The organism is Streptomyces sp. NPDC017943 (assembly GCF_044328425.1).
Classification (GTDB): Bacteria; Actinomycetota; Actinomycetes; order Streptomycetales; family Streptomycetaceae; genus Streptomyces; species Streptomyces djakartensis_A.
In genome coordinates this window covers 402,439-418,600 of the sequence record NZ_JBIRHH010000002.1, presented here as the reverse complement: position 1 = coordinate 418,600, position 16,162 = coordinate 402,439, and the positions used below count along the sequence as shown (strand labels likewise).

Here is a 16,162-nt window from a genome sequence, read left to right as displayed (position 1 = left end):
GTGCCGACAGCGCATACAGCGCCTGCTCGTGCCCACTGTCACACAGCGGTGACCCATGAGGGGGACTTTCCCCGAGGCACGGCGCCCGGGGCCGTCGCGCGCGGGGCGAGGCAACCCGGGCCCCGGGGGCGGAGCAGTCAGTTCCGCTCGTCGGTCCGTCCGTCCGTGATGCGCCGGGCGACGTCGCGCAGTTTGACGTTGTGGTGCTGGGAGATGCGGCGCAGCACGTCGAAGGCGTCGTTCTCGGCCATGCCGTGGCGTTCCATGAGGATGCCCATGGCCTCGCCGATCGCGTGCCGGGTGTCCAGAGCGTGCTGGAGCTGGTCGATGGTCCGGGCGTCGGCCAGGGCGACGGCGGCGTGCGAGGCCAGGAGCCAGCCCGCGGTCTCCACGTCCTTGGTGAAGGTCCCGGGTGTGCGGGCGTAGAGGTTGAGGGCGCCGAAGTCCTCGTCGTGGGTGTAGAGCAGGACGCCGGTCATGCTGCCGATCCCCAGGTCACGGGCCGCCGCGGCGTAGCGGGGCCAGTCCTCCTGGGGTTCGGTCATGTCCGGTACCCGGAAGACCCGGTCCTCGCCGGCGCGCCGGGCGAGATCGAAACAGGGCCCCTCGGCCAGCTCGCCCTGGAGCCGGTCCGACTCCGCGACCATGTCCCCGCATGCGGACAGCGTGATGGCCCGGCCCTTGCGCACGGCGAGGATTCCGGCCGCGTCGCAGCCGTCGACCAGCCGTACCGCCGCTGCCGCGATCTCGTCGAGGGTCCCCTGCACGGAGTCCTGCTTCAACAGGGTCCGGGCGAGCAGGGCCATCTCCTCGGCGAATTCCCGCCACTCCATGTGCCACCGCCCCGCGCTCGACCACCTGTGCGGCCACCCTACCCACGTCCCGGGGTGGATGGCTGGTGCCACCACACCGGGACGGCGGACCCCGCAGCTCAGCAGCCGCTGCCGTCGGCGGTGAGGTGGCGCGCGGTGCGCCGCGGCCCGTCCAGCGGGATCGTCGCAGACAGGTCCGCGTCCACCGCCGGCAGACCCGGGCCGATCTCCCAGGGGCGCGGGCCGGTGCCGTCCGTCCAGGCCAGGAGCGCCTCCCGGTCGACGCACACGATTCCGCACTGCTCGGCGTACTCCAGGGCGGGTGCGGTGAAGTCGCTGGTCGTGACGAGCACGGCCACATCGGCCTCGTGCACCGTGAAGCAGGTGCCGCCGAAGCGCTGCAGGTCCTGGGAGCCGACCCGGTTGGTCTCGCCGTACTGCTTGCACTGCACCACGGCCCGGCGCCCGTCCGGCGTGACGGCGAGCACGTCGGCGCCCAGGTCCCCGGCGCCGCCGACGACCTCCACGGCCGAGCAGCCGTCGCGTTCGCAGAGGGCGGCGATCGCCTCCTCGAACCCGTCGGGGGTCAGGGCGTCGTAGTCGAGGACCGTCTCGGGGCGCCCGGCCACGGCCACGACCTCGTCGGGTCCGGGGACGAGGTCGACGGCCGGGCGCTGCCGGGGCAGCGGGGGCGGCGCGTCGAGCGCGTCGGCCGCCTCGCGCGCCGCCTCGTCGAGGGCTGCGGCCGCCCGGCGCGCGACCTTCGCCAGGCGCAGCCGGCGCCGCAGGCTCAGCAGGGCCGCCAGGCCCAGGGCTATCAGGACGAACATCCACACCGGACGCCGCTCGGCCGCGTCGGCCAGCGTGCGTACGGCCAGTCCCACGACGACCAGGACCACGGCGAGGAAGACGAAGAACAGGGCGGTCGACCGGAGGTCGAACCGGTGCCGGCGGTGCGCAGGCGGTGCGGGACGCACGGGTGCGGTCACGGACTGCCCCCTCTCATGGGACCGATGGAAGATCACCTCCACCGTCTTCCCAAGATCGGGATCTTCACCGACCCTTCCCTGCACGGGTCATGACGCTCCCTCACCCTACGATCATCCCCTCCGTATCCGCTGTCGACGTTCGTCGAGGCGGAGCGGTACCGGCTGCCCGGGGACACGATGCCCCGGGTCGACCTCCGCCCGGCCCGACCAGGCCGGGGACGCGATTGCCTCGATGTGACGTCACCTGTCAGAATGGTGACGACGGACGACAGAAAGGTGATGCGCCATGAGTGACGTCGAGGAGAGGGCGCTGCTCGCCGGTGGCTGCTTCTGGGGTATGCAGGAGCTGATCCGGTCGCTCCCCGGTGTGGTGCGCACCCGGGTCGGCTACAGCGGCGACAACGACAAGCCGCACCCCACCTACCGCGACCACGGCCGGCACGCCGAGTCGATCGAGATCGTCTTCGATCCCACGGCCACCGACTACCGCGCGATCCTGGAGTACTTCTTCCAGATCCACGACCCCACCACGAAGGACCGCCAGGGCAACGACATCGGGGTCAGCTACCGCTCGGCCATCTTCTACCTCGACGAGGAGCAGCGCCGGGTCGCGCAGGACACCATCGCCGACGTCGAGGCGTCCGGGCTGTGGCCGGGGCCGGTGGTGACCGAGGTCGTCCCGGCCGGCGAGTTCTGGGAGGCGGAGCCGGAGCACCAGGACTACCTGCAGCGCTACCCGGACGGCTACACCTGTCACTTCCCGCGCCCCGACTGGCGGCTGCCCCGGCGCGCCGGGGCCTGAGGACGCGGCGGGACCGGGGAGGAGGACGTCCGTCCTCCCCTCGGTCGTCCGCGCGGCTCGGCCGTCAGCCGTTCTGAGCTTGCGGCTCCGGCTGCTCCGGCGCCTTCTCCGCCGTGGTGAGGGTGTACATGACCGAGCGGCCCTGCTTGTGGCGCTGCACCTGACCCTTGGCGACCAGGTTCTCCAGCGTGTTCCGCACGACCTGCGGCGTGGGTGTGCGGTCGGAGTGCTTCTCCATGAGCTCCTCGCGCAGTTCCTTCGCCAGGCGCGGCTCGGTGTGGCCGCCGAGGAGATCCGTCAGCAGATCACCGAGCAGTGGCTGCGAACCATGCGCGGGACGCGCCGACTTGGCCTTGCGCGCCCCGGCCCCCTCCTTCGTCCCGGCGGCGCGGCGCCGGTCCCGGGCCTTCGGCACGCGGCGTGCCCCCTCGCCCTTGGCCTTGGCCTTGGCCGCACGGGGCCTGCCCTTGGTCTTCGCCTCGTGCGGCTCGTCCCCGGTCTTCGGCGCATCGGGCTCGTCCTTGGCCTGCCCGGGAAGCACCGGGGTGTCCCCGGAACCCCCAGCGAGCCTCAGGATGTCCGCCAGGAGTTCCTCCTCCTGCTTGAGGACGGCGATCCGCTCGGTCAACTCCCTCTGGAGCCGGCGGTTCTCCTCAAGGTCCGAGGCGGCCTGTTCCCCGTAGCGTGCCCGGAGCGTGGAGGCTGGTTGGCTGGTCACATCGCTGCCCTCCTCGACGAAAATGGTGCTGCGCATGGTACCCACACCCCCGCCCGGCGGGCTGACACACGCGTGCTTCGGCCGCACACGAAGTTGACATGTGTCCCGGACTCCCGTTCGTCCGGGCGCCGTCGGGCCCCGCAGGTGCCGCTGCGGGGCCACCGCACACACCGGCGGCTCACACCGCGGGGTCCCCGCTCTCCGTGAGGGTGCCGTCGGCCAGCCGCAGCCGCCGGTCCACCCCGATCCCGGCGAGGAACCGCTCGTCGTGGCTGACCACCAGGAAGGCGCCCCGGTAGGAGTCGAGCGCGCTTTCCAGCCTGCTCACGCTGACCAGGTCGAGGTTGTTGGTCGGCTCGTCGAGGAGCAGCAACTGCGGTGCCGGTTCGGCGCACAGGACGCAGGCCAGGGTGGCGCGCAGCAACTCGCCGCCGGAGAGCACACCCACCGGCAGGTGTGCCCCGGCTCCCCGGAAGAGGAAGCGGGCGAGCAGGTTCATCCGCTCCGCCTCGGGCCGCTCGGGAGCGAACGCGGCGAAGTTCTCCGCCACGGTGCTTCGCGGATCCAGCAGGTCGAGACGCTGGGAGAGGGAGGCGACCCGGCCCTCGTTGCGCCTGATCTCCCCGCTGTCCGGGACCAGTTCACCCGTGATCAGGCGCATCAGGGTGGTCTTCCCGGCACCGTTGGGCCCGGTCAGCGCGATGCGCTCGGGGCCGCGGACACTCAGGTCGATGCCGCCGTCCGCGAAGACCGGGCGGCCGCCGAGTGTGACCTGGAGGCCCGTGCCGGCGAAGAGGGTGCGACCTGCGGGCACGCGGGTGTCGGGCAGGTCCAGGGTGATCTGCTGGTCGTCGCGCAGCGCGCGCCCCGCCTCGTCCAGCCGGGCCCGGGCCTCGCCGACGCGGGCCGCGTGTGTCTGCCCGGCCCGGCCCGCGGACTCCTGCGCGCCCCGCTTCATGTTCCCGGCGAAGATCCGGGGCAGCCCCGCGTTCTTCAGGTTCCGGGCGGCGTTGCTCGCCCGTCGCTCGGCGCGCTCGCGGGCCTGCTGCATCTCGCGCTTCTCCCGCTTCAGTTCCTGCTCGGCGTTGCGGACGTTCTTCTCGGCGACCTCCTGCTCGGCCCGCACCGCCTCCTCGTAGGCGGTGAAGTTGCCGCCGTGGAAGCGCAGTTGGTCGCTGCCGAGTTCGGCGATGCGTTCCATGCGGTCGAGCAGCGCCCGGTCGTGGCTGACCAGGAGGAGGCAGCCGCCGAAGTCGGCCAGCGCGTCGTAGAGCCGGTGCCGGGCGTCCAGGTCGAGGTTGTTCGTCGGCTCGTCGAGCAGCAGGACGTCGGGGCGCCTGAGCAACTGGGCGGCGAGACCGAGGGAGACGATCTGCCCGCCGCTGAGGGTGTGCAGCCGGCGGTCGAGTGCGAGTCCGGCCAGGCCGAGACGGTCGAGCTGGGCGCGGGTGCGCTCCTCGATGTCCCAGTCGTCGCCGATGGTGGCGAAGTGCTCCTCGGCGACGTCCCCGGACTCCACGGCGTCCAGGGCGCGGATCACCGCGGCGACGCCGAGCACCTCGGCGACGGTGAGCTCACCGGTGAAGGGGAGGTTCTGCGGGAGGTGGCCGACGGTGCCGCTGACGGTCAACGAGCCGGTACGGGGAGCGAGTTCGCCGGTGATCAGTTTGAGCAGCGTGCTCTTGCCGGTGCCGTTGGGGGCGACGAGGCCGGTTCGGCCCGTGGCGACGGTGAAGGACAGGTCGTGGAAGACGGGCGTGTCGTCGGGCCAGGAGAAGGACACGTGGGAGCAGACGACGGCGGCGTCGGACATGGCGATGACCTCGAGAAGGCTGCGGGCAGACAGAGCTCTGCCCTGGGCAGATGCGGGGAAGGGGGTACGACGAACAGGCCACGCCGGCGGCGCTCAGCAGCGCGTCCGGTGGCCGTCAGCTCCGGATCTCACCCGGAGATGTCGTCTTCACCCACCACGTCTGTGACTCCTCGATACACACGATCAACGTCCCCCCGAGCCTAACAGCCCCCTCCCCGCACCCGGAGGTATTTCCCGGCGCCGGGTCCACGCCGTGGTTCGCGGCAGTGTGCGGGCCGTCGGCGCCATTTTTGCAGGCTCTGCATTTTTGCGTAGCATGCAAAACATGACGGACGGGAAACCGGCGCCCACCGGGCTGCGCGAGCGCAAGAAGCAGGCCACGCGGGCCGCCCTGGTGACGGCGGCGGTACGGCTCGCGGCGGAGCAGGGCGCCGAGAACGTCACCGTGGACGCCATCAGCGAGGCCGCCGGCGTCTCCACCCGCACGTTCTTCAACTACTTCGACTCGCGCGACGACGTCTTCGTGATGATCGGCGCCGAATCCAGCGCACGGGTCAGGCGAGCCGTCCTCGCGGCACCCCCCGGCACCGCCCCGCTGGACGCCCTGCGCGACGCCATCGCCGCCGAGCTGGCGGAGATCGAGCAGCACCAGGAGCTGTGGCGCCTGCACTCGGAGGTGCTACGCCGCTCCCCGCATCTGCTGGCCCGCAGCATCGGCGCCCACATGGCGGACGAACTCGCCCTGGCCGAGACCCTCGCCGAACGCACCGGCGCCGGCTCACCGCTCTTCTCCGAGGAGCGCAGGGACCCGGCCTCGCCGGACGACGAGCGCCGCCGGCGTGCCCTCGGCCTCCAGCCGCGCCTGCTCGCCGCCGTCGGCGTCACGGCCGTCCGGGTCGCCGTCGAGCACTGGTGCGTGCGGCAGGACGAACTCGCCTTCGCGGACGTCTTCCGCGAGACCTTCGAGCACCTCGCGGCGGGCCTGCCCGGCCCGCCCCCGGCGGACGCGACGGAAGCGCCCGCCACCGCACCCCGAAAGAGATGATGTGACTTCTCCAGCGGCGCCCGCCGAGGCGCCTCCGTCCGCCATGTCCAACCGGCAGATACTCCAGGCCATGTCGGGACTCATGGCAGGCATGTTCGTCGCCATTCTGGCGGGCACGGTGGTCTCCAACGCCCTGCCCAGGATCATCGCCGACCTCGGCGCCGGCCAGTCCTCCTACACCTGGGTCGTCACCGCCGAACTGCTGGCCATGACGGCGACCGTGCCCCTGTGGGGAAAGCTGTCCGACCTGTACAACCAGAAGCTGCTGCTCCAGCTCTCCCTCGGCCTGTTCGTCGTCGGCTCGCTGCTGGCCGGCTTCTCCCACGACGTGGGACTGCTCATCTTCAGCCGTGTGGCCCAGGGCATCGGCGCCGGCGGCCTGACCGCGCTGGCGCAGGTCGTCATGGCGGCGATCATCCCGCCGCGGCGCCTGGGCAAGTACGCGGGCATCTTCGGTGCCGTCTTCGCCGTGGGCACCGTCGCCGGACCGCTCATCGGCGGCGTCCTGGTGGACACCTCCTGGCTCGGCTGGCGCTGGTGCTTCTTCATCGGCGTGCCCTTCGCCCTGCTGGCCATCGCCCTGCTGCAGCGCACGCTGAAGCTGCCCACGGTCCGCCGGGAGGCGAAGATCGACTACCTGGGCGCCTTCCTGATCGTCGCCGGCGTGTGCGCGCTGCTGATCTGGGTCACGCTCGCGGGCAACCGGTTCGACTGGGCGTCGTGGCAGACCGCCGCGCTCACCGGCGGGGGAGTGGCGCTGCTCGCCGCCGCCGTGTTCGTCGAGGCCAGGGTCGCCGAGCCGATCATCCCGCTGGGCATCTTCCGCAACCGCACGGTGGCGCTGACCACCGTGGCCAGCCTGTTCGTCGGTCTGGCGATGTTCGGCGGGACCGTCTTCCTGTCGCAGTACTTCCAGGTCTCCCTCGGCAAGTCCCCGACGATCGCGGGGCTGATGAGCCTGCCGATGATCCTGGGCCTGCTGCTCTCGTCCACCGTCGCCGGGCAGATCATCAGCGCGACCGGCCGGTGGAAGGCGTACCTCGTCGCGGGCGGCGTCACCATGACCGCCGGACTCGCGCTGCTGTCCACGATCGGCGCCGACACCCACTTCGGCCTGCTCAGCCTCTACATGGCGATCATGGGCATCGGCGTCGGCATGCTGATGCAGAACCTCGTCCTGGCCGCCCAGAACGACGTCCCCGCAGCCGAACTCGGCGCCGCGACCTCCGTGCTGTCCTTCTTCCGCAGCATGGGCGGCACGATCGGCACCAGCGTGCTCGGCGCGATCCTCGCCGCCCGGGTCACCTCCGAGATGACCGAAGGGCTGGCGCGGGCCGGTGCCACCACGGGCGGAACCGGGGACGGGGGACCGGCCGGCCACGGCGGCGTCCCCGACATGACCACCCTGCCCGAGCCGATCCGGGAGGTCGTGGAGCACGCCTACGGGGTCGCCACCGCCGAACTGTTCCTCGTGGCCACTCCCTTCGCCGCGCTCGCCCTGGTGGCCGTGCTGTTCATCAAGGAGAAGCCGCTGAAGACCACCAGCGGCATGGAACGGCTCTCCGAGGAGTCCGCATCCCCGCAGGCGCCGCCCGCCGGGAGCGACAGCCGCCCGCGCGTCGGCACCGAGGTCTGACCGGGAGATCCACCCGGGGGAGCAGCGCACGGAACCCCACCGTGCGCTGCTGCGTTTCTCGCCCCCCGGCGTCATCCGGGCGGTCCCTCACGGTCCGCTTCCCGGCCCGGACGGAACTCCACGGCCACGACGCCGTCGACCTCCCGGCAGAGTTCCTCCAGACGGGGGACCGCGTCCGGGGAGGAGAGGCGGCCGCTGAGCACGACATGGCCGTGCGTCACGTCGACCTGCACGGCGGACGGCGCTTCGCCCAGCGCCTTGACCAGGACCTCCTCCACGATCTCCGTGCGGATGGCCTGGTCGGCCCGGAGGAACACCCGCAGCAGGTCGCTCCGGCTCACCACGCCGATCAACCGTCCGTCGTCGTCGACGACGAGGAGCCGCTTGACGCGGTGCCGGGCCATCAGGCGGGCCGCGTCCACGACGCTGCAGTCCTCCCGGGCGGACAGCGCCGGTGCCGTCATCAGCCCCGCCGCGTCGGTGGCGCGCGCCTTGGCCGTCCGGGGGAAGCCGCCCTCCCCGTCCGCGTCGTCGTCCTCCTGCCCGCCCCACATCTTGTACAGCAGGTCCGCCTCCGACACGACGCCCACCGGACGGTTCTGCTCGTCCACCACGGGGACCGCCGTGATGTCGTACTCCTGCAGCAGATGGGCGATCTCCTTGAACGGCGTGCCGCCCCGCACCCGGACGACCGCGTCGCTCATCAGGTCGCGCACCTCGTGGTGGTTCATCGGGCGTTCCTTTCTGGCCTCTCCTCACGAACCTATGCCTCCGAGGGCCCGGGCCGGGTCGCCTGCCGCCCCCGATCACTGATCAAAAACCTTCGTTTCTGCTCGCACACGATCGAACCGGTCCACGCCGGTCCGGTTCGCTGCACATTCCCTTGGAAAATGCCAAAGCGTTCCCGCGCCCCCGAGCACCGTGCGTAGTGTCGTGCTCACGTTCGCGGGAACGGCCGTGCAGGGGGAGGGGATCCGGCGTGCCCGGAATTGACGAGAGTCTGCTGGAAGCCATGCGGCTGCCCGGTGCCCGGGGGGCGTCGGTGGTCGACTGGATCAGTGGTCTTGCGCTGGGCGCCGTGGGTGACGCACCGGGCGGCGACGCGGAGGCGACGGCGGCGGAGACCGCCGAACTCGCCCGGCTCGCCACCGAGAGCGGCGCCCTGGCGGGCGGCGACCCGGACGCCGGCACGGACAAGGAGCCACCCGTACAGGACCTCATCGTGACGAACCCGCACGCGTACCACCTCATCAGGTTCGTCACCACGCCCTTCGAGAGCACCGTCTTCGTGCACCTGTGGCTCGACCGGGCCGACGGCAACCTGGCCCTGGCCCGGATCCGGCTGGCCGAGCTGGCGGACAGACTGGTGCTCGGATGATCACGCCGCTGCTGACCTCGCGCACCGACGAACCGGCCTCGGCACGGCTCGCGGGCCTCGCCGAGCAGGGCGCGAGCGGGGCCCTGTCCACCGAGTCCGGGATCTTCTACCTGGCCGACGGGCACGTCGTCCACGTGGAGTCCGCCGTCACACCCGACCTCGGCGACCTGCTCACCCACAGCGGCGCCCTCGACGCGGACGGCTGGTGGGAGGCGATCGACCGGGCCGGCCGCGGCTGCCGGGTCGGCCGGCAACTCGTCGACAGCGGCCGACTCGCTGCCGGAGCGCTGGAGTTGTGCCATCTCGGCGCCCTCTTCGACGCCGCGTACTTCGTCCTCACCCACGACGGCCCGGCCCTGCGCTTCCGGCCCGGCGTCGCCCACTGGCTCGGGTCCGTGCGGCCCGTCCCGGTCGACACCGTGCTGCGCGAGTCCGCACGCCGCCGCGAACTGCTGCAGCGCATATGGCCGGAGCCCGCCATCGACCGCGACCCGCTCGCCCGGGTACCGGGGGGCGCGGCGGACCTGCCGGCCCGGCGCGGCCGGATACTCGCGCAGGTCGACGGGGTGCGCACCGCCGCGCAGATCGCCACCGCCCTCGCCTGCCGCACCTTCCACACCCTCGTCGAACTGCGCCGGCTGGCTGCCGCCGGCCTGGTCGTCCCGGCCGCCGCGGCCCCCGCGCCCGCCGCCGCGCCCCCCGCGGCTCCGGCGCCCGCGGACCCCGCCGCGGCCCCCGCGTTCCCGGTGCCGGCGGACCCCGTCCCCCTCGTGCCGCCCCCCACAGCCCCCGCTCCCGCCCCCGCGTCCGCCGCGCCGGTCAGCGCCCCCCTCACCGTGGTGCCGGACGAGCCCGACACCGCGTTGCTGCGACGGCTCCTGCACGCCCTGGAGGCACTGTGATCCGCGCGCGACGACAGCGTGCCGAAAGGAGACTGCTCATGGCCGTCGAGACCGACGTCCTGGACGAACTGCGTCGGCTCCGCACCCGCATCCCCCGCCTGACCGGCTCCCTGGCGGCAACCGTCGACGGACTCGTCCTCGCCCACGACGTGCCGGACACCGAGCCGGAGGGCCTCGCCGCGCTCACCGCCGCCGCCCTCGGCGTGGCCCACCGCATGACCGACGCGGCCGCCCGCGGCGACTTCCGGGAGCTGCTGGTGCGCGGCTCCCGCGGCTACGTCGCCACCTACGCGGCCGGTACCACGGCCGTCCTCACCCTGCTCGCCGAGGACCGTGTCAACGTCGGCCGCCTCCATCTGGAGGGCCGCCGCAGCGGGGCCCGGATCGCCGACCTGGTGACCACCGGCGTCGGCCCCGGCACCGGCCGGCACGCCGAGCGTCCAGCGCAGACACCCGGCGCCGCGTCCGGCCCGGTGCTCGGGGAACACCCGGCGTCCCCGCTCCCGCCGGTGGCCCGGCCCATCGGCACCCTTCCGGTGCGCACCCCGCAGCGGCCGCCCCACCAGCCGCGCCCCCACACCGGCATCTGAGCCCTCCGAACCTCCCGACCGATCCGCAACACCAGACCCAAGGAAAGGAACGAGCGCATGGCCAACACGGAGACCGCGCTGAAGGAATGCCTGAGCTCCATCGACGGTGCGAAGGCGGCGGCCCTCGTCGACTACACCAGCGGCATGGCCCTGGGCACCCTCGGCGGCACCAAGGACTTCGACCTGGAGATCGCGGCCGCGGGCAACACCGACGTCGTACGGGCCAAGCTGCGGACCATGGAGCACCTCGGCCTCAAGGAGGAGATCGAGGACATCCTCATCACGCTGAACACCCAGTACCACCTGATCCGCCTGCTCAAGGGGCGCGGCGGCAGCGGGCTGTTCCTGTACCTCGTGCTGGACGGCAGCCGCGCCAACCTCGCGATGGCCCGTCACCAACTGCGCCGCATCGAGGCCGACCTGGAGGTCTGAGCCGGCACCACCGTACGGGAGCCCTCCGCCACGCACGCGTAGCGGAGGGCCCCGGCATGACGGGTGATCAGCCGTGGTAGCCGATGTACCCGTTGCCGTCGGCGTCCGAGCCGCGCTTGGTGTACGAGTGCACGTCGGCACGGCTGCCGGACGGCTTGTACACGTAGATCGTGTCCTTGTCGTTGTTCCACATGAAGTTGCAGTTGTCGCGGTACACGACGTTCTTGCTGTCCGAGTCGGTGCCGTGGCCGCCGCGCAGCTTCACGTAGTCACCCGGCTGGAGACTGTGGCTCGCGGTGAAGGTGAACCTGTTCCCGGTGGCGTCCTTCACGACGTAGCCCTTGAGGTTGACCGTCGCGGACCGGGAGTAGTTCTTGATGGTCAGGTACTCGTCCTTGGTGTTCCCCCCGGAGCACCGGTTGGAGTCGCTCCCGGGAGCGTCGTACTGGATCCCGCGGATCTTCAGCGCCGAGGAGTACTCGGCGGCCTGGGCCGGGGCCGCCGCCAGGGCGGCGAGGGTTCCGGCCGCGACGGCCGTGGTGGCGACAAGGCGTATGCGCATGGACGTTCGTCCCCCCTGCATGGCCTTCACGTGAAGGCGATGTGTCGATTCGGTGAAGCAACCGGATCGTACACGGTTCAAGTACGCGAAAGGGCGGGTCCGGTGACATTGCCTCCGGACCCGCCCCGCGGGTGTGAGGGAGATCAGGCGCCGCTGGCGCGGAGCATGTCCTCACGCTCGACGATCTTCACGCGCTCGCGCCCCTCGGGCTCGCCCAGCGCCTTCTCCGCGGCGTCGAGCCGGTACCAGCCCTCCCAGGTGGTGAAGCGGATGTTCCGCTCGGCGAGGAAGGCGTCCACGGCCTCCGGGCCGGGGGAGGCGGGGGTGTGCAGCCGGTCGTTGGCGAAGTCGTCGAGCAGGTTCGCGACCGTCTCGTTCGCGTCGCCCTTGGTGTGCCCGATCAGGCCCACCGGGCCGCGCCGGATCCAGCCGGTCACGTAGGTCGACTGCAGGTGCTCACCGGACTCCTGCACGACCCGGCCGCCCCGGTCCGGGACGGTGCCCGAGTCGAGGTCCCAGGGCAGCTTCGGGAGCTTGTCCGAGAGGTAGCCGACCGCGCGGTAGACCGCGCCGACGTCCCAGGTCTTGAACGTGCCCGTGCCCCTGACGTTGCCGGTGCCGTCCAGCTCGGTGCGCTCGGTGCGCAGACCGACGACCTTGCCGTCCTCGCCGAGGATCTCCACCGGCGACTCGAAGAAGTGCAGGAAGAGCTTGTGGGGGCGGTCGCCGGCATCGCGGATCGCCCAGTTCTCCAGGGTCTTGGCGACCATGTCGGCCTGCTTGTTGCCGCGCCGGGTGGCGATCGAGCCCTCGTCGTAGTCGATGTCCTCGGGGTCGACGATGACCTCGATGTTCGGCGAGTGGTCCAGCTCGCGCAGTTCCATCGGGCTGAACTTGGCCTGCGCCGGGCCGCGGCGGCCGAACACGTGGATCTCCTTGGCCCGGTTGGCCTTCAGACCCTCGTACACGTTCTGCGGGATCTCCGTCGGCAGCAGCTCGTCCGCCGTCTTCGCGAGGACGCGGGCGACGTCGAGCGCAACGTTGCCGACGCCGAGCACGGCGACCTTCTCCGCCTCCAGCGGCCAGGTGCGCGGCACGTCCGGGTGGCCGTCGTACCAGGACACGAAGTCGGCCGCCCCGTAGGAGCCGTCGAGGTCGATGCCGGGGACGGACATCGCCCGGTCGGCCATGGCGCCGGTGGCGAAGATCACGCCGTCGTAGAACGCCCGCAGGTCGTCCAGGCCGATGTCGGTGCCGTAGTCGACGTTGCCGAACAGCCGGATCTGGGGCTTGTCGAGCACCTGGTGGAGGGCGGTGATGATGCCCTTGATCCGCGGGTGGTCGGGGGCGACGCCGTACCGGATCAGTCCGAACGGCGCGGGCATGCGCTCGAAGATGTCGATGGACACGCCGGGTTCGGTGGCCACCTCGGACTTGAGCAGGGCGTCGGCGGCGTAGATCCCGGCGGGGCCGGATCCGACGATGGCGACCCGCAGGGGGCGGGGCATGGTCAGGTTCCCTTCGAGCGGCGACAAGCGATCTCACCGGGAAGCCTAAACTGAGGCAAGCCTAAGTCGGTATGCGGGTCCGGTCTATGAGCTCATAAGTCGATCTTATGACATCCCCCTGCCCTCGCTTATGGCAGTGGCTGCTCGGCCCAGATGACCTTCCCGGCGGGCAGGTACCGCGTCCCCCAGCGCTCGGCGAGCTGGGCCACCAGGAACAGGCCCCGGCCGCCCTCGTCGGTCATCGTCGCGTACCGCAGATGCGGCGAGGTGCTGCTGTTGTCGAACACCTCGCAGATCAGATTGCGGTCGCGCAGCATCCGGACGCGGATGGGCCCGCCTCCGTAGCGGATCGCGTTGGTGACCAGTTCGCTGAGGATCAGCTCGGTGCTGAACGCCAGCTCGTCCAGACCCCAGGCGCTCAACTGCCGGGTGACCGCCGCCCGCACCTCGCCCACGGCCGCCGGGTCGGCGGGCACCGGCCACTCGGCGACCCGGTCGGCCGCCAGCGCCCGGGTGCGGGCCACGATCAGGGCGATGTCGTCGCTGGAGCGGGCCGTGAGCTGCGCGTCCAGTACGGTCCGGCAGGTGTCCTCCGGGGACTGCCCGGCCCGGCCCAGCGCCTCGCGCAGCATCTCCAGACCGACGTCGATGTCCCGCTCCCGGTCCTCGACCAGCCCGTCGGTGTACAGGACGAGCCGGCTGCCCTCGGCGAGCTCCAGCTCCGCCGTCTCGAACGGCAGTCCGCCCAGCCCGAGCGGGGGTCCGGCGGGCACCTCGGGGAACTCGACCCGGCCGTCCGGGTGGATGAGGGCGGGCGGCGGGTGCCCGGCCCGGGCCACGGTGCAGCGTCGCGAGACGGGGTCGTACACCGCGTACAGGCAGGTCGCGCCCGTGACCGGGGCGCTGCCCTCCTCCTCCGTCTCGTCCTGGTCGATCCGTCCCACCAACTCGTCCAGCAGGGCGACGAGTTCCTCGGGCGGCAGATCGAGGGCGGAGAAGTTGTGCACGGCGGTGCGCAGCCGGCCCATGGTGGCCGCCGCGTGCAGCCCGTGCCCCACGACGTCCCCCACCACGAGCGCGACCCGCGCCCCCGACAGCGGCAGGACGTCGAACCAGTCGCCGCCCACCCCGGCCTGGGCCGGGAGGTAGCGGTAGGCGACCTCCAGGGCGCCCTGCTCGGGCAGGTTCCTCGGCAGCAGACTGCGTTGCAGCGTCACCGCCATGCTGTGCTCGCGCGTGTAGCGCCGGGCGTTGTCGATGGACACGGCGGCCCGCGCGACCAGCTCCTCGGCCAGGGCCAGCTCGTCCTCGTCGAAGGGCTCCGGCTTCTCGTACCGCCAGAAGCTCACCACGCCCAGCACCAGGGCGCCCGCCCGTAGCGGCACCGTGATCAGGGAGTGGATGCCGAACCGCACGATCTGCGCCGAACGCTCCAGGTCCTGCGCCTGCCACCCGGGAGCCTCACCCAGCCGGGGCTCCAGGACGGGTCGGCCGGTGGTGAGGCTGCGGCCCTGCGGGGAGGTGCCGACGAACCGGATCCGCTCGCCGACGGGGTAGAGAGGTGCGTCCTTGCGGACGCCGCTGAGCGCCGTGCGGCTGAGGGAGGCCACCGCGTTCGGCTGCCCGCCGCCCAGGACGGCGTCGAACAGGTCGACGGTGACGAAGTCGGCGAACCTCGGCACGGCCAGCTCCGCCAGCTCCTCCGCCGTGCGGGTCACGTCCAGGCTGGTCCCGATGGCGACCCCGGCGTCGTACAGCATGTTCAGACGTTCCCGGGCGGTCTCGGCCCGCCCGGACAGGGCCCGCAGCTCCGTGGAGTCGCGCAGGGTGGCGACGCTGCCGGGCGGGACGCCCGCGCGGTCGGTGGTCCGCTGGTTGACGGCCAGCAGCCGGTCCCCGACGAGATGCACCTCGTCGGTGGCGACGCGCCCCGAGGCCAGCAGATCGGCGGTGCCCGGATCGAGTCCCAGGCCGAGCACGGGCCGGCCCTCGGCGTCGGGGGGCAGCCCGAGCAGACGGTGCGCCTCGTCGTTGGCCAGGACCAGGGTGCCCTCGTCGTCGACGATGAGCACGCCCTCGCGGACGGCGTGCAGCACGGCGTCGTGGTGTTCGTACATCCGGGTCATCTCGTGCGGCCCGAGCCCGTGGGTCTGGCGCAGCAGCCGGCGGCTCACCAGCGCGGCCCCGGCCGTCGCCAGCGCGAGCGCGATCGCGGCGGCGGACAGCACCAGCGGCAGCTGGCGGTCGGCCGTGCCCCCGACGTTCTTGGTCGTGATGCCCGCCGAGACCAGGCCGACGATCGTGCCGTCGGAGGGGTCCGTGACCGGCACGACCGCCTGCACCAGCGGTCCGAGGGTGCCGTCGATCTCCTCGGTCACCACCTTGCCCGCCAGCGCCGGGGCCAGGGTCCCGACGAACTTCTTGCCGATGCGGTCCGGTTTGGGGTGGGTGTAGCGGATGCCCTCGGTGCTCATCACGACGACGAAGTCGACCTTCGACCGCTCCCGGGCCGCCTCGGCGCGCGGCTGGAGCACGGCGGTGGGATCGGGGCCCTTCAGCGCCTCGGCCGTGCCCGGCGCGTTGGCGAACGTCTCGGCGACGGCGAGCGACCGGTTGCGGGCCTCCGCCGTCGTGTCGTGCCGGACCTGCAGCACGAGCGCCACGACGGCCGCCACGACCAGCAGCAGCACGATCACCACGACGAGGAGGAACACCTGGCCGGCCACACTGCGCCCGCCCAGCACCGAACGCAGCCCCGTCACCGGCTGCCGTCGCGCTGGGCCCGCCTTAGGCCGCTGCCCCGCGGACGGCGCAGCGCCGGGCCGCAGGGGCGACCGGGTCCCGGAGCGACCCAAGAGTCGGACCATGTGCCATGTCTACACTGCGCGGCTCCGCGAGGCGAGGGGCACCACCCGTGGCGGCCGGGGCCTCACCGTTTCATCACGTCTCGTGCGCGGGGCCGTCCCCCGCACACC

Annotated in this window: 15 protein-coding genes; 7 read left to right on the top strand and 8 right to left on the bottom strand. The window is 72.3% G+C overall.

What is annotated here, in order from left to right; genetic code table 11:
- Positions 1–137 precede the first annotated feature (137 nt).
- Together ACH4C6_RS06715 and ACH4C6_RS06710 are read right to left on the bottom strand one after the other, a co-directional pair.
- On the bottom strand, positions 138–833 hold the full coding sequence (locus tag ACH4C6_RS06715; protein WP_398107424.1) for a GAF and ANTAR domain-containing protein: 696 nt from the start codon (positions 831–833) through the stop codon (positions 138–140).
- A 98-nt stretch (positions 834–931) separates the two neighbouring features.
- Complete coding sequence (locus ACH4C6_RS06710) at positions 932–1,801, bottom strand: restriction endonuclease (protein ID WP_398107423.1); 870 nt, start codon at positions 1,799–1,801, stop codon at positions 932–934.
- Positions 1,802–2,087: 286 nt separating this feature from the next.
- Between ACH4C6_RS06710 and msrA the strand changes: the two genes are divergently transcribed.
- The gene (gene msrA / locus ACH4C6_RS06705; protein ID WP_398107422.1) at positions 2,088–2,603 is read left to right on the top strand and encodes a peptide-methionine (S)-S-oxide reductase MsrA; all 516 of its coding nucleotides are present in this window, start codon (positions 2,088–2,090) and stop codon (positions 2,601–2,603) included.
- Between the two features lie 64 nt (positions 2,604–2,667).
- On the opposite strand, the gene ACH4C6_RS06700 is transcribed toward msrA, so the two are convergent.
- Positions 2,668–3,321 (bottom strand): BlaI/MecI/CopY family transcriptional regulator, encoded by a 654-nt coding sequence (locus ACH4C6_RS06700; RefSeq protein WP_398107930.1) that lies wholly within the window; start codon positions 3,319–3,321, stop codon positions 2,668–2,670.
- Positions 3,322–3,499: 178 nt separating this feature from the next.
- A complete protein-coding gene (locus ACH4C6_RS06695; protein ID WP_398107421.1) occupies positions 3,500–5,134 on the bottom strand; it encodes an ABC-F family ATP-binding cassette domain-containing protein in 1,635 nt (544 codons plus the stop codon).
- Positions 5,135–5,450: 316 nt separating this feature from the next.
- Here ACH4C6_RS06695 and ACH4C6_RS06690 point away from each other — a divergent pair, with 316 nt between their 5' ends.
- Both ACH4C6_RS06690 and ACH4C6_RS06685 read left to right on the top strand, forming a co-directional pair.
- Entirely contained in the window at positions 5,451–6,179 is a 729-nt protein-coding gene (locus tag ACH4C6_RS06690) for a TetR family transcriptional regulator (protein ID WP_398107420.1), read from the top strand.
- 43 nt (positions 6,180–6,222) lie between these two features.
- Positions 6,223–7,815, top strand: a complete 1,593-nt coding sequence (locus ACH4C6_RS06685; protein ID WP_398107929.1) for an MDR family MFS transporter — start codon at positions 6,223–6,225, stop codon at positions 7,813–7,815.
- 71 nt (positions 7,816–7,886) lie between these two features.
- Here the strand turns inward: ACH4C6_RS06685 and ACH4C6_RS06680 are convergent, their stop codons facing one another.
- On the bottom strand, positions 7,887–8,546 hold the full coding sequence (locus ACH4C6_RS06680) for a CBS domain-containing protein (protein WP_398107419.1): 660 nt from the start codon (positions 8,544–8,546) through the stop codon (positions 7,887–7,889).
- A gap of 248 nt (positions 8,547–8,794) precedes the next feature.
- On the opposite strand from ACH4C6_RS06680, the gene ACH4C6_RS06675 reads away from it, so the two are divergent.
- From ACH4C6_RS06675 to ACH4C6_RS06660, 4 genes are read left to right on the top strand one after another with little or no spacing between them, the layout of a single operon-like run.
- A complete protein-coding gene (locus tag ACH4C6_RS06675; RefSeq protein WP_398107418.1) occupies positions 8,795–9,193 on the top strand; it encodes a hypothetical protein in 399 nt (132 codons plus the stop codon).
- Positions 9,190–10,095 (top strand): hypothetical protein, encoded by a 906-nt coding sequence (locus ACH4C6_RS06670; RefSeq protein WP_398107417.1) that lies wholly within the window; start codon positions 9,190–9,192, stop codon positions 10,093–10,095. Before ACH4C6_RS06675 ends, ACH4C6_RS06670 begins: the two co-directional genes overlap by 4 nt.
- A 38-nt stretch (positions 10,096–10,133) precedes the next feature.
- Positions 10,134–10,685: a roadblock/LC7 domain-containing protein gene (locus tag ACH4C6_RS06665; protein WP_398107416.1), complete on the top strand. Its 552-nt coding sequence runs from the start codon at positions 10,134–10,136 to the stop codon at positions 10,683–10,685.
- 57 nt (positions 10,686–10,742) lie between these two features.
- On the top strand, positions 10,743–11,117 hold the full coding sequence (locus ACH4C6_RS06660) for a hypothetical protein (RefSeq protein ID WP_376331151.1): 375 nt from the start codon (positions 10,743–10,745) through the stop codon (positions 11,115–11,117).
- A gap of 67 nt (positions 11,118–11,184) precedes the next feature.
- Here the strand turns inward: ACH4C6_RS06660 and ACH4C6_RS06655 are convergent, their stop codons facing one another.
- From ACH4C6_RS06655 to ACH4C6_RS06645, 3 genes are all read right to left on the bottom strand, one after another.
- Positions 11,185–11,679 carry a lamin tail domain-containing protein gene (locus ACH4C6_RS06655; protein ID WP_398107415.1) on the bottom strand — a complete coding sequence of 165 codons (495 nt, stop codon included), beginning with the start codon at positions 11,677–11,679 and terminating at the stop codon, positions 11,185–11,187.
- 143 nt (positions 11,680–11,822) lie between these two features.
- Complete coding sequence (locus ACH4C6_RS06650) at positions 11,823–13,187, bottom strand: FAD-dependent oxidoreductase (protein ID WP_398107414.1); 1,365 nt, start codon at positions 13,185–13,187, stop codon at positions 11,823–11,825.
- 128 nt (positions 13,188–13,315) lie between these two features.
- Positions 13,316–16,054, bottom strand: coding sequence for a SpoIIE family protein phosphatase (locus tag ACH4C6_RS06645; protein WP_398107413.1), 2,739 nt, complete (start codon positions 16,052–16,054; stop codon positions 13,316–13,318).
- Positions 16,055–16,162 lie beyond the last annotated feature (108 nt).